Source organism: Pseudomonas sp. sp1636 (assembly GCF_030376615.1).
Taxonomy (GTDB): domain Bacteria; phylum Pseudomonadota; class Gammaproteobacteria; order Pseudomonadales; family Pseudomonadaceae; genus Aquipseudomonas.
The window spans coordinates 1-13802 of record NZ_JARRAB010000032.1 but is presented as its reverse complement, the minus strand read 5'-3'; the positions used below and the strand labels follow the sequence as shown (position 1 = coordinate 13802).

The following is a 13802-nucleotide window of genomic DNA, read 5'->3' as shown; positions in this document are numbered from 1 at the left end:
TGATGGTTTCGCACATGACCGAGGCCATGAACCGCTATCGGGAAGGGAAGGGCGAGAAGCCTGGCCGCGTCTATCGCCCACACATAAGCGACATTCTCAAGTTCTGCCGCCGTGGCGATGGAGGCCGCCAGGCCGAAGAAGTGGAAGGGGCGCTAGACCGGCTCAAGGGCACAACCATCAAGAACGTGCGCGAGCGGCCATCCCCTAACGGGCAGCGCATCATGCGCGAGGTTGAAGCGGAAGGGCTGATCAGTAGTTACAAAGTCGTGTCTCGCACGGACAACGGCAAGATTGCGGCCGTCGAGATCGAGGCTCCGAGGTGGTTGCACCAGGAAATCACCGAAGGCAAGCGCCCCGAGGTTCTGACGGTACACCCCGATTACTTCTTGATCGAACCTGGCATTGGCCGATTCATCTACCGGCAAGCCCGCAGAGCGGCCGGCAAGAATCAAGCCGTATGGGCGTTCCAGACACTCTACGAGCGCAGCGGCAGCGCCGGGACGCTCAAAAAATTTACCTTCACGCTGCGCAAGCTGATCGAGATCAACGACCTGCCCGAATATCACCTGGAGGAAGATCAGGGCCAGAATGGCCCGCTCCTAGTAATGACGAATCGCACCTGGCTGACAACAGATGGCGGTTCCTAATAGACGGGTGCCGCCGCCCAAAGCACTAGGACAAAATGTCCTAAACCATGTTTTGTCGCGTATTTCCTCCCAGGCTGTGGATAGTCCGTCTATTAGGAACCGAGTTCCGTCTATTAGGAACCGAATCCCGTCTATTAGGAACCGAATCCCGTCTATTAGGAACCGGCCACATCCGTAAGACTTTGATTTCAAAGGATAAAAAGCCGTTTTTTCCTCCTAAATCTTTTAAATCTTTTAAATCTTCTTAAAACCTCTCAGCCTGTGGGCAACTCGCAGCTCTGCAAGCAACATCAGCCGCCGTTAGCGCCCTATGGGCGCGCCTGCCCTTCGGTCGCTTCGCTCCCTTCGCCCCGCCGCTTCGCGTCGGCCTGTCGCGGGCTGCGCCCGCTCAAAAATGCCTGGCCTACGGCCAGCGACGTTTACCAAGGGCGCGGCAAGCCGCGCCGGCGTCAACCCAACCACCTCGGACTGAACCAAACCTATGCGCCGCCTGAAGGCTCGCTAAGGGTTGGACAGTATGGATCGAGGCGATCCGACCGCCTGTGCTCATCCTGGACGACTGCCGCCGCCTGCAAGGCCGTAAGGGTTGAACGCCAAAGAGGGGCGGGAGCGCTGCAACCGGAGCAGCGCCAGAGCTTCCAGAATCGCCCACACAACGCGGAAGCGGTCAGTCTGGGGGCAAGCCTACCTTGGCACCAGAAACGCGCCCAGGAGGCCGCAGGGGGCCGATTTTGGCCGCTGCAACTGTCCAGCCTTGGCCGGGCCTCGCCGGGCCGAGTGGGGCGGCCTTCGACCAGGGCGGGCCGGCGACCGTCCGTCGGGCATGGAGAATAACCGCCATAATAATAAGAAGAATAATAATCTTATTATTATTCTTATGGTATGATATGGGTACACACACAGGAAGGAGTCGCTGCAATGTCCACCGCCATCCCCGCAGACGTGCGCGAGCGCGTCATTCAGGCTGCCCAAGAGCTGTACGAGCAGAGCGGGGGCGAGACGATGCCCACCGTTGATGCGGTGCGCCGTCTGGCCCGTGTCGATATGAACTCAGCCAGTGCCGTGATGCGCGAATGGCGCCGCTCGCAGACCGCCCAGGCCGCGCCGGTTGCTGTCACCGTCCCCGAGGCCGTCACCCAGGCGCACAGCGCCGCGCTTGCCTCGCTCTGGCAGACCGCCCAGGAGCTGGCCAACGAATCGTTGCGTGCCGCCCAGGCTGCATGGGAAACCGAGCGGGCCGAGGCCGACCACGACCGCCAGGAGCTGGCCGACGCTTACGAACGGCAGGCCGCCGAGCTGGAGGAAGTGCGCGCCGCCGCTGCACGATCTGCCGAGCTGCACCAGGAGCAGCAGGACTCACGCGCCCAGGAACTGGCCGCCCTGCGCGCCGAGCTGGCCACCGCCACCACCCGCGCCGAGCGTGCCGAGGCCCGCGCCCAGGAGATCGAGCAGCGCGCCGCCGACCTGCGCGCCGCCCTCGACCATGCCCACCAGGAGCAGGAGCGCAGCCGCGCCGAGCTGGCCACAGCGAATGCCCGCGCCGAGCGTGCCGAGGCCGCCACCCAGGCCGCAGAGCAACGCGCCGCTGCACTGGCTGCCGAGCTGGCCGCAGCGAATGCCCGCAGCGATGAACGCGCCCAGGAAGCCGAGCAGCGCATGACTGCCCAGCGCATCGAGGCCGACGCCGCCCAGGGCGAACTACGCACCGCGCTGACCACCGCCCAGGCCCGCGCCGCCGAGGCCCGCGAGGAAGCCGCCCGGCTGGCCGGCCAGCTCCAGGCGCATCAGGAACAGGCCGCCGCGTTGCTGGCCCGCATCAACCCGGTCGAAGGCAAGGCCGCGAGCACCAGGAAGAAAGGCGGGGAGTGAGGCCCGGTCCCTCAAGTGTCAATGAAACCTCTTCCACCGTAGCCGGAGGCAGGAGCCTGGCAGGCTGGACGCGGAAAGGCCCGCACTTGGCGGGCCTTTCATTGACACTTGAGGGACGCGACACTTTAGCCGATAAACTCATTTGAGTTTTTGCAGTTCTACTCTTTTGCTTTTCCCTTCCGCCGACGCCAGGCGGCCAGGTCGATGACTTCGGCCGTCCGCTGTGTGGCTGACTGGATCGGGGCCGGCGGCTGATGTTTTGGCCGGAACAGTTCAACCAGGAACGCCCACACGAACACAAACGGGATCAGCGGTAGCACAGCCAGGAAACCCAGCGCCCGGAGCAGGGCAAACCAAGCCCGCCGGAGGCTGGCGGGCAGCTTACGCAGCAGATCGAGGGCGAACCCCCCGACCAGCCAGATCGGCGCAGCCATGACCATGACGGCAGCCACCAGGGCAGGCCCGAGGCGACGACCGAACCAGACGCCGGCAACAGTCGCCAACAGTACCCCGATGACCATCATCATGCCGGCGGCCCTTAGCTGTGGTACGGGTTGGGGTCGGCCATGCCCACATACTCAGCATCCACCAGGTAGTTGAGCCTGGCGAGCTGATACGGGTATTCACCTTTGACCAGGACAATCGGACGTTCCGGGCCGAGGCGCATCACCTCGTCAGGCGTGAGCAGGTGACGGCCGGTGAACTGTTGCGAGCTGCCTGCACTCTTGCCCCTGTTCATCGACCCGCCACCGCCAGAAATCCCGCTGCCGCTGTTCTTGCCCTCGTTTTGTGTCTCGTATTCGATGGTGGCCTGACCCAGTGAATCGCTGATGTACTTCGCCGTATCGTAGTCATCGGTGCCATAGAACGACTTGGCCGAGTTGGCCAGGAAGGTCTGCCACTTCGGATACACACCCTTGAGCTGCGAAAGATCCTGGATGAAGACCCAAAACGACAGGCCATAGCCGCGCAGCAGGCTTACAGCGTCCTCGATGGCCTTCATGTACCCGAGCTGGCCGAACTCATCGAGCAGGAACGCGACACGATGTTCCGGCTGCTTGGCAGATGACGTGATGGCCGCAATCACCGAGCCGATGAAGCCGCGCACGAAGCGAGCATTCGGGCCGATCTTGTTGGCCGGCAGAACCAGGTAGACGGTCATCAGCTCGTCTTTGATGTTCGACAGATCGAAGTCCGAACGCGAGAGGGTGGCGGCGATCCGTGGGTCATCCAGGAAAGCAGTGTGACGGCGAGCGGTGGACAACACAGAACCACGCTCTTTGTCGGCCATGCCCATGATGGTATTTGCTGCCCTGGAGGGAATGCCGAACGCCACGCTTTCATCGGCGGCCATGTCCGCCATCATTTCCAAGAACGTCATTTCGTCGGCCGTCAGCAGCCGGCGCAGCTCACCCAGGTTGCGGCGCTCTGGATCGTCCAGGCCAGCGACATGCAGCATCAACCCTTGCAGCAGGGTCTTGGCCGATTCCTCGAAATGCTCACCGCCGCCCTTGGCGTCAACGATCACCAGGCAGTCAGCCAACACAGCCGATTCGCTTACGCACTCCGGGTCGGCCACGTCCAGGCGATCCAGGAGGTTGAAAGCGTGTGTTTCGCCCTTGGTCACGCCGAAGGGATCAACCACATAGACGGAATGGCCGAGCGCACGGCGAGCGCGAGCAGTAACGGCCGCGTTTTCGCCCTTCACGTCCAGGACAAGGGACGAACCCCGGTACTCCAGAAGATGGGGGATCACTGCACCGATACCCTTGCCCGATCCAGTCGGCGCAACAGTCACCACATGGCCCACATGGCGGAACCGCTGATCGACGCCGGCAGGCGCATCGAGCACCCGAGCCAAGGCGAAGCCTGCCGGCTGACCAATGGGCAGCAGATGGCCATTCTCGCGCATTTCCGCAGGGGTGCCCCAGCGGGCCGAACCGTGGGTAGCTACCGGCGCGGCCATTTGCGCGACAACACCAGCAGATGCCGAGACTGGCGCACCGCCTAGGCCGGCGCGGAGGTTTTCAAGAGTCCCGCCAATGGTTAGAAGGCGCTGGGCGGTCGGTGTATTTGCACCCGCCCGAGCAGCCAACCAGCCGAACACCGGGCCGGCGAAATGGTAGGTAGCAAAAGTGCCGGCAAGCGCGGCGGCAATCATGAGCCACTGGGGCAGGAAAGGGAGGAACACAAAAGCACCTGCCATCGCAGTTCCCGGAACCATGAATGCCAACCCGGCAGCAGCGGCAGCAGTAACCGGGTTGAGTTTACGTTTCATGCCCCAGTAAGAGCCGGCGAACGTCACTACCAGGAGCATGAGCAGCCACGGTTTCCAGACAGTCAACACGCGCTCCAGGAACCCCGAGAAATAACCGTCAACCGTGCGACCTTCGAGGCGATCACGGCGAGCCGTACCGGCTGCTTGGCGTTGCGCCACAGTTTCGACTTTCACTGCATCACCAGCGGCCCGGCTAAGCCCGGCCACGAACTCAGCACCGCGCCCGCTGGCTTGGTTCAGGATCGACGCTGCTAGCGTGGCTGCTTTTGATTCCTGGCCAGGTGTTTGGCTCGCCTCGGTGATCTTGGCTAGTGCGTCATCGAACGATGCCGGCGCAGACATGCCGACATTCTGGAAAAAGAAACTCAGGTCTTGCCCGAACAAAGAGCGGACAGCCGCCGCGCCTTGCGCGTTGGGTGTGTCAGTTGCCGCCCGCTGCATTTCCAGAAGCGGCCCCTTTGCCTCAGTAAATGCCGCTTGGAATGCGCCCCAGTTTCCTGCGCTGGCCGCTGTACTGATTTTCTCTCTGGCGTTATCCAGTGCTGCCAATTTGGCAGCCCAAGAATCAAAAACGGCGTTTTCAGCATCGCAGCGCATAGTTTCGCGTGCGATGGCCTTTGCCTTTTCCTGCGGATCATTGATGAAAGCCCCTGCGTCCGAACTAGGCACGCACTTGTTAAACGTGGCAGCCGAGACGGGCGGGGCCATAGAAATGATAAACGTGCCAAATAGGACAGCCACGATGCTGGCCCAAAGCCGTTCTAGATACCAATGAATGTCAGTCATAAATCACCTCTGTGCAGGTTGATAAAAACAGCGTTACGGCTGGTTGCCGCCACCCGTATCGCTGGGTGCTTCGCTGGCCTGTTCTTGATTCAAAGCTGGTAGATCAAACAGCTCGCGGTCGCGGTCTGCTTTCAGCTCAGAATTGAGCAGGTCTTGAAGCTGATTCATATGCCACTCACCGCGCTTAACCTTGGCGAGCACTGCGCCTCCAATAAGGATTTTGCGGCGAGCATCTTTCTTGCGTTCTGCTTCGCTCTCCCTTTGTTTCAGCGCCTGAATCTGTGCCTTTAGCTGTGCCTCCTTTTCTAGCAGTTCAGCCAATTTGTCCTTAGTACGCTTTGCCATTGTGGCTCCTCCTTTTATGAGGCTTGAATACTAGCGCTGATGGTGGTACAAGGCAACCCGAAGCAAAGCGAAGGGCGCACTTATGCAAACTTCGTTTGCGCGCGGTCAGGGCTACGCCCTAACAACCCCTACGGGCCTGCGGCCCTCCGCGTTGCCGAAGTCGGCAACTTGGAAAAGCAGAGCGGCTTTTTAGCCGCTAAAGAAATGAGGCATCGAGTGGCAATTTTTCACCTTAGCGTTAAGACAATAAGTCGCAGTTCTGGCCGTTCGGCCACTGCGGCTATTGCCTATCGTTCAGGTGAAAGAGTCATGGACGAACGGACGGGCCTAGTCCATGACTACACTCGCCGTCGCGGTATTGAGCACACCGAAATTTTCCTGCCGGAAAATGCGCCAGAGTGGGCCTCAAACCGGGAACAACTTTGGAATGCGGCCGAGCTGGCAGAGAAGCGTAAGAACTCGACCGTTGCCCGTGAATTTGAAGTGGCGCTGCCGGCAGAGCTGAACCGCGAGCAGCGCCTAGAGCTGGTGCGTGAGTTTTCCCGCGACCTTGTGCAACGTCACGGCATGGCCGTTGATGTTGCAATCCATGAGCCGGGCAAAGAAGGCGACCACCGAAACCACCACGCGCACATCCTTTGCAGCACCCGCCGACTGACGCCGGAAGGCTTCAATGACAAGACCCGCGAACTGGACGACCAGAAAAGTGGGGAGGTCGCAAACTGGCGGGAGCACTGGGCACAACTGTCGAACCGGCATCTTGAGAAAGCGGGCAGCCAGGAGAGAATCGACCACCGTAGCTTAGAGGCACAAAGGGCCACTGCTATCGAGCGCGGCGACATTGAGCAAGCCGCCAAACTTGAGCGCCTGCCGACCGTGCATCTTGGCCCGAATGTGGTGCAGATGGAGCAGCGAGGAATCAGAACCGAGCGCGGCGACCAGGGACGCGATATAGCCCAGCGCAACGCGCAAATTATCAACTTGGCCGAGGTGCGTCAGCGCATCGAGGCAGCGAGGGCAGCTCATGAGCGAAACAACGGACATGGACGAGATAGAACGGCTGATCGGGTCACTGGACGAGACGCTACCCGAGCAGGTGGAGAGCAGCCCGGACGAGTCGCCGGTAAGTCCGACATTGGCCGCCCTGGAAACGTCCCGCCGGCCTTCGCCCGAGGTCGCTTGCGGAACCTGTCCGAACTCGGTGTGGTTCGCTTCCCCGAACGAGGTGAAGTGCTATTGCCGCGTGATGTTCCTCGTAACGTGGAGCACGAGCGAGCAGAACCTGATAACGCATTGCGACGGGCTGACAATGGGCTAACCGGCGAGAAGCCGAACACCCGCGAGCTGATCCAGCGCAAGCTAACCGGCGACTTGTTGCGCCGTGCTGTAGCAGACCGCGAACCCATCAAAGCGGCCAACGATCCAAGCCCGGAAGTCATCAAGCGTGAATGGAAAGATGAGAAGGCGCGGCAATTCACTCTGATAGTAAATCGGGCCAAGGTTCTGCACGCCCGCACAGCGGGCCAGATGGAACGCCAGGAAGGGAAGTTGCAGGCCATCGACCAGCAACGTCCAGCCGAGCCGAGCGGGCTTCTTGCGAGCTTCAAGAAGGCCGCACACGATCAGGCGATTTCCGCCTGGCGTGGCGTCCGAGCAGGCTTAGAGCGGCGATGGACACAGCTCAATAACCGCCTAAATCTGATTGGCGATTACATGCGTAAGGCTGGCCCCTATGAGCAGCCTACTCGGGGCGAACTGCTGGCCGAGAAGAAGGCCGCCCAGGCACGCCCGGAACTGGCCACCAACTTCCAGCAGGTTATTGAGAAAGAGAAGGCCGCCCGTATCGCAGCACAGCGGGCGAAGATCGACCAACGCCGTCACGGCAAACACCAGGAGCGAGAAATGAAGCAGGAGAGCATCGAGGAGCTGAAACAGCGTATCGACACCAACCGCGAGAAGGCCGACAAGGCAGAGCGTAACGAGCTGGACAAGGCGGGCCGCTTGGCGAGTCTCCATGAGCAGAACGCGGAACAGAAGTACGACGAAAACCAGATTGCCAAGACCCAGGCAGACACCTTGGCGAAGGAGCTGAACGCCGGCACCGACAAGGGCGACCAGACGAAAGAAGCAAGGAAGCGCGAGCTGTTGAAAGCCTACCAGGAGAAAGCGGCCCGCGACCGCGACAACGATAGAGGCCGAGGCCGCTAAAGCGGTGTCCGGTCGGCGGCAACCGAACCGGACACCTAATCACAAACCACCTGCACAGAGGTGACTCATGACTGACAGCAATTTTACCGGCGGCTCCCGCCGCGACCTAACGAAATATCGAATTACCCTGGCGGCCTCCCTAGCTGCCCTTGTCCTGGCCGGCTGGATGATCCAGGTCGCCTACAGCCAACACGTCCAGGTCTTGAAGATTGGCGACCAGACCGGCGAGCGCCTGCAAATGCGCGGCTACATCGGCCACCAGGAGGGCGCACAGCATGAGCAGCGTTAAGACATGGCGACAGGCCGCGCTGGCCGCCTACGTTAGCGCAGGCTTCGCCCTGCCCCTGGCCGGCTATGCCCTGGCAACCACACAGGCCAACGTCAACGCAGTGGCGGCTGCACAACAACGCCTTAGTGATAGCGAATGGCGCGACCACTTGAACAACGACCAGCAGGTCAGCGCGGCCAGCTCTGCCGGTGAGCTGCTGCCCTTGGATTCCCGCCCGTATTCCCCCGCTATTGATTGGGCCACCGTGTCCGTGGGTGTTATGCCGTCCGTGGTGATGGTGTCCACGCTGGATAGTGCCCGAGGCGACGGCCGCAGCAATCGCGCTTGGCTTATCCCTGGCGTACAGACCAACCAGGCGACCGCCTGGCTTACCAGGTATCGGGCTTGGGAAGCCGAGTGGGCGAAGCTCGACCAGGAACGCGAGTGGATCACGATGGGGGCGGGCTTCCTGATCGGTGATGGCCGCCAAGTGGCGACCGCCGGGCATGTTCTCAGTGGAACCGAGGCCGTGCGGGTGAAGCTCGCAGACGGTGAGTGGCGAGCAGCCGAGGTGGCCACCTTGAATCTCGCCCTGGACGTGGCCGTGTTGCGTATCGAGGGCGCACCAGGTCAGCCGGTCACAATCGCCCCTTCCCTGCCCCTACAGGGCCACACGGTGGCAACGATAGGAGCGCCCCACGGCTGGGGTTTCTCACTGTCGGCCGGACTGGTGAGCCGTTACGGAGAGACGGCCGGCATGTTCCTGGATCAGCCCATGATGCAGATCGCCGGGCCGATCATCGGCGGTAATTCCGGCGGACTGGTTTTCAACGCCAGGGGGGAAGCTGTGGGAATGGTCAGCCACGGCAAAGAGACGTTTAACCAGGTCGTGCCGATTGGGCGCGTCCTGGACGTGGCCAAGCGCATTTAATAGATCGTCATGACTACCGTGTTACGGCTCATGGCTGCTGTGGTGCTTTCGCTTTAGGAGTTACCGAGGGTCAGGCAAAATCGCAGCTCAGATACCGGAGCTGCGATCCAATGAAACTACTGTTCACCTTCGATGATCGTGATGATGCCGAAGAGGCTGCTGAGAAGCTGACTGGCGAAAAGCGTCTGGCTAGTGAGCGTGATTCAACCGTCACAATTTATAACCTGTTTGGCATCCCCAGTTGGGGAAACTTCCACCGGCTGGGGATGTACAGGTTAGGTGAACTTAAAAGCCTGTTAGCTCGCCGTACCGCCTGGCAACAGATAGACCAGGCTAACCATGCAGAGATTATTGCCATGCTAGAAACGGTGGCAAAAAACTACGGTATTGAGGTTCCAAGTCACTGGTACTGAATCAGGGCGCAATGCCTACCAGGATGATAGGTACTGCTGGAATACCGCGCCCTTGCCTCATTAGATTGAACAAATCCCTTTCATAATAAGGCACGCCAGATGACATATCTCGCTCCATAGATTTCATTGGAACGATTTCTATACCAACGTCAATGTTTCCGTTGATATAAAAAGACATGTGCTTTACAAAAAGATCATGAGCGACAAAAGAGTATTTCCCAAACTGAACTTCAACGGCTACCCGATCTTTAATAAAGTCGGTTTGGTTGTAGGTCATGATTGGTTCCTGATTACCTTCCTCTATGGTTTTTTTCTGGTCGTCAGGTCTAAGATTTACAATCTGGCGTAAAAGATTTGTGTCTTCGGATAGCCAGTTAGTTACTCTTTCTTCTTGCCACCCATTCTGCTCAAATAGAGCTTTGAACTCGGCATTCATGTCTACAGGCGAGTAAAGAGTTTTTCCCGATTTTCTTGCTTCGGCAGAGGCTTTTGTTCTGCACCGTTCAGCATCTACTCCCGCGATAATACTTTCAACCTCTGCCCATATTGTGGGCTTATGGTACTGAAGGTATTCAAATCCATTTAAGTGGGAGTAGAACTGAACGATTCGCATCTAATGTCCGCCGTTGGGTAACGTAGGGTCGTAGACCGGTTTGTGCATCGGTCTAGTTTCGAGTGTTCCAGCCCTAAGGGCATGAACTCGTTCCCATGCTACATCAACGTATTCGCGCATGACATCACATCCATAGGTTCGCCGGCCATGCTTGAGGGCTGCCACTGCGGTAGAACCTACGCCCATGTAGGGATCAAGCACTGCATCGCCAGGATTGGTAAGAGAGAGAACCAGGCGCTCGACCAGCTCAACAGGGAACTGGCAAGGGTGGATTGTCTTCTCGACGTGGTTGTTTTTCACGTTAGGAAATATCCACATATCACCAGGGTTTTTGCCTAATGGGTTTCCGGATAGTTGCCCTGCTTTTGCACCCTTATAGTATTTTTTATTTGGGTATTTGGACGGTACTCTGATTGGATCGAGGTTGAACGTGTACTCATCGCCCTTTGTAAACCACAGAATTGTTTCGTGCCTTCCGGATAAACGGTTTTTGCAATGTAGTCCGTGTTCAAAGTGCCAGATGATACGGTTTCTTAGTTTTAGTCCGTGGTCTTTGAATAGGTGATAGAGAACTATATCTAGCGGGAAGACTTCGCCCTTTTGGACATGATTGCCGACCTGCCAGCATATTGATCCCTGCGGGTGAAGCAAGCGGACGCACTCAGAGATTACTTGCGTCTGGCCATGTATATAATCCTCAAGGGAGGAACGTTTTTCATATGACTTCCCGATATTGTACGGGGGGGACGTAACGATCAATTTCATTGATTCGCTTTCTAAGCCACGCATAAAAGACAGATTGTCTTTATGTGCAAGGATAGCGTCTTGGTTATCTGAATTAACTTTGTTGGCTTTCATAGTCACCTCTGCATATCACAAATAATACGGCATCCTCTGCTAGAGATCCAGCACTTAGCCGAGTTGGGTGACTGCCTGGGCGTGCGATGGCCTGCTTGTCGCGTATCTTAGGACTAGTGCGACAGCTAGAGAGCACCGCTCCGCCTGGTGTGGGTCTGTCGCGCTTTATTGTCGCATGTTGTCTATAGTTGGCGACATAATCTGCGACACGACCAGGAGGACGCCTTGAGCACGAAATCACTGATGGACGCCATCGGCCGGGAGAAGGCGCAAACGCTGATGGACGAGGCTGTATTCCAGGCCATTGAGGAAAACCGAGCACACGGCCTCGGCAGTTCCAAGCTGATGCTTGGCTATGCCCGAGTAAGCACGGATGACCAGGACTTAACCAACCAGCGTGCGGAGCTGCACAGTGCTGGCTGCATCAAGATTTTTGCCGAGAAGATCACCGGCACCCGTCGCGACCGGCCGGAGCTGGCCCGCCTGCTCGATCACCTGCGCCCCGGTGACGTTGTGACCGTGACCAGGCTCGACCGTCTGGCCAGGAGCACCCGCGACCTACTGGACATTGCCGAACGCATTCAGGCGGCCGGAGCGGGCCTGCGCAGCCTGGCCGAGCCGTGGGCCGACACCACGACCCCAGCCGGCCGCATGGTGCTGACCGTGTTCGCTGGCATTGCCGAGTTCGAGCGATCGCTAATCATCGACCGCACCAGGAGCGGCCGCGAGGCGGCCAAGCGGCGAGGGGTCAAGTTCGGCCCCCGCCCTACCCTTACCCCGGCGCAGATCGAGCACGCCCGCGAACTGATCGACCTGGAAGGTCGCCCCGTCAAGGAGGTGGCAGACCTACTAGGTGTTCACCGTTCGACCCTATACCGCGCACTTGAGAAGAAGGAGGCGACCCAATGACCAGCCACCACGAAGAACCGGCTTTCCTGGACGACGAAGGCCCGTCCAACGACCTGCCTGCGTTCATCTCCACCACTAACGCCCGCGAGCTATACGGACTGCGCGAGGGCGAGACAGTTGCCGAAGCCATCACCCGCCACCAGGGCGAAGGGTCAGAGGTTAGCCGGCTGACGCCTGACGAGTTGGCCGAGCTGCGGAGAGACATGGCCGAGTCATCGGCCTGGATGCGGGCCGAGTTGGCCCGGCGAAATGAGCGCAAATAAGCAAAAACTTCTTTACTCATTTGCATTTTGCCTTATGATGTTTTGAGTAAATAAACAAAAGCGCAAGGAGCACACATGCACGTCATCGCTGTTTTGAACCAGAAAGGCGGGTCGGGAAAAACGACCATTGCCACCCACCTTGCTCGCGCCCTGCAACTGGATGGTGCCGATGTTCTGCTGGTTGATTCTGACCCGCAGGGCAGCGCCCGCGACTGGGCTGCTGTGCGCGAGGATCAACCGCTGACCGTGGTTGGTATCGACCGGCCAACCATTGACCGGGACTTGAAGAACGTCGCCCGTAAAGACTTCGTGGTTATCGACGGTGCTCCCCAGGCGGCAGACCTGGCGGTGTCGGCCATCAAGGCGGCTGACTTCGTTCTGATCCCAGTGCAGCCCAGTCCCTACGACATTTGGGCGACCGCTGACCTGGTGGAGTTGGTCAAGCAGCGCATTGAGGTCACGGACGGCCGCCTACAGGCCGCCTTTGTGGTGTCGCGGGCCATCAAGGGTACCAAGATCGGCGCGGAAGTTGCCGAGGCGCTGGCCGGCTACGGCCTGCCTGTCCTGGAGTCGCGCATTACCCAGCGAGTGATTTACCCGGGCACCGCGGCCAGCGGCACGACTGTCATGGACACCGAGCCGGCCGGCGATGCCGCCGCCGAAGTCCACGCCCTGGCTATGGAACTGAAACAAAAACTTGTTTGAGCTTTTGAGGATTAACGCAAATGAGCAAAACCGGAACCTTGAGTGCAGGACGCCCGAGCGCGACCAGGAACAAAGCCGCCACCCTCGCTAGCCTGGCCGATGAGGCCAGCTTGAAACGGGTCAATTTCCAGCTTTCCGCCGGCCTGCACACCAAGTTGAAGGTCTATGCCGCGAGCCACGGCAAGACAATTACCGAGATTCTGACTGATTACGTCGAGCAACTACCGGAGGCGTAGAAGAGTAAAGGCGCTTTTACTCAGTTACGTTTTAGCAGCTAAAGGAGAATAGCCCATGACCAAACGCACCAACGGCCCGCAGCCCATTGGCAGTGTTATCGGGGATGACCTGATAGACCGGGTTGAGAAGATGCGCGAGCGCAGCAACCAGCGCCGCATCGAGGACGAGGCCCGCCCCGGTGAGTCATGGGCAGATGCTGCTGCCAGGTTGCGCAAGCAGCAGGCCGAGACAACCCGCTCGAATATCCGCAAGCCGCCGGCCGCCGACTGCCAGCCGGATTTTTTCGTGCCGACACTCTATGACGTGGGTGCCCGCGACAGCCGCAGCATCATGGACGTGGCCGTGTTCCGCCTGTCCAAGCGTGACAAACGAGCCGGCGAGGTCATCCACTACGAGCTGACAGACGGCTATGTCGAAGTGAAAGCTGGCCCGGATGGCATGGCCAGCGTGTGGGATTACGACCTGGTACTGA

General features: G+C 59.3%; 15 protein-coding genes and 1 pseudogene. 11 read left to right on the top strand and 5 right to left on the bottom strand.

Annotated elements, in window-relative coordinates; translation table 11 throughout:
- Together P8H27_RS20300 and P8H27_RS20295 are read left to right on the top strand one after the other, a co-directional pair.
- Positions 1 to 647: replication initiator protein A (locus P8H27_RS20300; RefSeq protein WP_289639557.1), on the top strand; the 647-nt coding region annotated here is incomplete at its 5' end.
- Between the two features lie 918 nt (positions 648 to 1565).
- Positions 1566 to 2516 carry a DNA-binding protein gene (locus tag P8H27_RS20295; RefSeq protein ID WP_077563831.1) on the top strand — a complete coding sequence of 317 codons (951 nt, stop codon included), beginning with the start codon at positions 1566 to 1568 and terminating at the stop codon, positions 2514 to 2516.
- Positions 2517 to 2674: 158 nt separating this feature from the next.
- Here the strand turns inward: P8H27_RS20295 and P8H27_RS20290 are convergent, their stop codons facing one another.
- From P8H27_RS20290 to P8H27_RS20280, 3 genes are read right to left on the bottom strand one after another with little or no spacing between them, the layout of a single operon-like run.
- Positions 2675 to 3043 (bottom strand): hypothetical protein, encoded by a 369-nt coding sequence (locus P8H27_RS20290; protein WP_077563829.1) that lies wholly within the window; start codon positions 3041 to 3043, stop codon positions 2675 to 2677.
- An 11-nt stretch (positions 3044 to 3054) separates the two neighbouring features.
- The gene (locus tag P8H27_RS20285; RefSeq protein ID WP_289639555.1) at positions 3055 to 5580 is read right to left on the bottom strand and encodes a type IV secretory system conjugative DNA transfer family protein; all 2526 of its coding nucleotides are present in this window, start codon (positions 5578 to 5580) and stop codon (positions 3055 to 3057) included.
- Between the two features lie 33 nt (positions 5581 to 5613).
- Complete coding sequence (locus tag P8H27_RS20280) at positions 5614 to 5925, bottom strand: mobilization protein (RefSeq protein ID WP_169957275.1); 312 nt, start codon at positions 5923 to 5925, stop codon at positions 5614 to 5616.
- Positions 5926 to 5964: 39 nt separating this feature from the next.
- On the opposite strand from P8H27_RS20280, the gene mobQ reads away from it, so the two are divergent.
- The 4 genes from mobQ (at position 5965) to P8H27_RS20260 (ending at position 9745) form a co-directional block, all read left to right on the top strand.
- Positions 5965 to 8133 carry a MobQ family relaxase gene (gene mobQ, locus P8H27_RS20275; protein ID WP_308446827.1) on the top strand — a complete coding sequence of 723 codons (2169 nt, stop codon included), beginning with the start codon at positions 5965 to 5967 and terminating at the stop codon, positions 8131 to 8133.
- A gap of 67 nt (positions 8134 to 8200) precedes the next feature.
- Positions 8201 to 8422 carry a hypothetical protein gene (locus P8H27_RS20270; RefSeq protein ID WP_289639554.1) on the top strand — a complete coding sequence of 74 codons (222 nt, stop codon included), beginning with the start codon at positions 8201 to 8203 and terminating at the stop codon, positions 8420 to 8422.
- Positions 8409 to 9332, top strand: a complete 924-nt coding sequence (locus tag P8H27_RS20265) for a serine protease (RefSeq protein ID WP_289639553.1) — start codon at positions 8409 to 8411, stop codon at positions 9330 to 9332. The genes P8H27_RS20270 and P8H27_RS20265 overlap by 14 nt, the downstream gene beginning before the upstream one ends.
- 110 nt (positions 9333 to 9442) lie before the next feature.
- Complete coding sequence (locus tag P8H27_RS20260) at positions 9443 to 9745, top strand: hypothetical protein (protein WP_214515609.1); 303 nt, start codon at positions 9443 to 9445, stop codon at positions 9743 to 9745.
- Position 9746: 1 nt separating this feature from the next.
- Here the strand turns inward: P8H27_RS20260 and P8H27_RS20255 are convergent, their stop codons facing one another.
- Positions 9747 to 10358, bottom strand: coding sequence for a BglII/BstYI family type II restriction endonuclease (locus P8H27_RS20255; protein ID WP_289639551.1), 612 nt, complete (start codon positions 10356 to 10358; stop codon positions 9747 to 9749).
- Positions 10359 to 11216 (bottom strand): site-specific DNA-methyltransferase, encoded by an 858-nt coding sequence (locus P8H27_RS20250; RefSeq protein ID WP_289639550.1) that lies wholly within the window; start codon positions 11214 to 11216, stop codon positions 10359 to 10361. It abuts the gene before it with no gap.
- Positions 11217 to 11561: 345 nt separating this feature from the next.
- On the opposite strand from P8H27_RS20250, the gene P8H27_RS20245 reads away from it, so the two are divergent.
- The 5 genes and pseudogenes from P8H27_RS20245 to P8H27_RS20225 all read left to right on the top strand — a co-directional run.
- Positions 11562 to 12125, top strand: coding sequence for a recombinase family protein (locus P8H27_RS20245; protein ID WP_289639558.1), 564 nt, complete (start codon positions 11562 to 11564; stop codon positions 12123 to 12125).
- A gap of 14 nt (positions 12126 to 12139) precedes the next feature.
- Positions 12140 to 12277: pseudogene (locus P8H27_RS20240) on the top strand (conjugal transfer protein TraD); the annotation flags it as partial.
- A 186-nt stretch (positions 12278 to 12463) separates the two neighbouring features.
- Positions 12464 to 13093: a ParA family partition ATPase gene (gene parA / locus P8H27_RS20235; protein WP_121163123.1), complete on the top strand. Its 630-nt coding sequence runs from the start codon at positions 12464 to 12466 to the stop codon at positions 13091 to 13093.
- A 20-nt stretch (positions 13094 to 13113) separates the two neighbouring features.
- Positions 13114 to 13329, top strand: a complete 216-nt coding sequence (locus tag P8H27_RS20230; RefSeq protein ID WP_077563835.1) for a chromosome partitioning protein ParB — start codon at positions 13114 to 13116, stop codon at positions 13327 to 13329.
- A gap of 55 nt (positions 13330 to 13384) precedes the next feature.
- The coding region (locus tag P8H27_RS20225) for a replication initiator protein A (RefSeq protein ID WP_289639547.1) at positions 13385 to 13802 on the top strand (418 nt) is incomplete at its 3' end.

What these genes read in the sequence shown, in the direction of transcription:
- P8H27_RS20270 (WP_289639554.1), top strand. Translation starts at nt 8,201, where the DNA reads ATGACTGACAGCAATTTTACCGGCGGCTCCCGCCGCGACCTAACGAAA.
- P8H27_RS20260 (WP_214515609.1), top strand. Translation starts at nt 9,443, where the DNA reads ATGAAACTACTGTTCACCTTCGATGATCGTGATGATGCCGAAGAGGCT.
- P8H27_RS20265 (WP_289639553.1), top strand. Translation starts at nt 8,409, where the DNA reads ATGAGCAGCGTTAAGACATGGCGACAGGCCGCGCTGGCCGCCTACGTT.
- P8H27_RS20245 (WP_289639558.1), top strand. Translation starts at nt 11,562, where the DNA reads ATGCTTGGCTATGCCCGAGTAAGCACGGATGACCAGGACTTAACCAAC.
- P8H27_RS20285 (WP_289639555.1), bottom strand. Translation starts at nt 5,580, where the DNA reads ATGACTGACATTCATTGGTATCTAGAACGGCTTTGGGCCAGCATCGTG.
- P8H27_RS20250 (WP_289639550.1), bottom strand. Translation starts at nt 11,216, where the DNA reads ATGAAAGCCAACAAAGTTAATTCAGATAACCAAGACGCTATCCTTGCA.
- P8H27_RS20230 (WP_077563835.1), top strand. Translation starts at nt 13,114, where the DNA reads ATGAGCAAAACCGGAACCTTGAGTGCAGGACGCCCGAGCGCGACCAGG.
- parA (WP_121163123.1), top strand. Translation starts at nt 12,464, where the DNA reads ATGCACGTCATCGCTGTTTTGAACCAGAAAGGCGGGTCGGGAAAAACG.
- P8H27_RS20280 (WP_169957275.1), bottom strand. Translation starts at nt 5,925, where the DNA reads ATGGCAAAGCGTACTAAGGACAAATTGGCTGAACTGCTAGAAAAGGAG.
- P8H27_RS20290 (WP_077563829.1), bottom strand. Translation starts at nt 3,043, where the DNA reads ATGATGATGGTCATCGGGGTACTGTTGGCGACTGTTGCCGGCGTCTGG.
- P8H27_RS20295 (WP_077563831.1), top strand. Translation starts at nt 1,566, where the DNA reads ATGTCCACCGCCATCCCCGCAGACGTGCGCGAGCGCGTCATTCAGGCT.
- P8H27_RS20255 (WP_289639551.1), bottom strand. Translation starts at nt 10,358, where the DNA reads ATGCGAATCGTTCAGTTCTACTCCCACTTAAATGGATTTGAATACCTT.
- mobQ (WP_308446827.1), top strand. Translation starts at nt 5,965, where the DNA reads ATGGTGGTACAAGGCAACCCGAAGCAAAGCGAAGGGCGCACTTATGCA.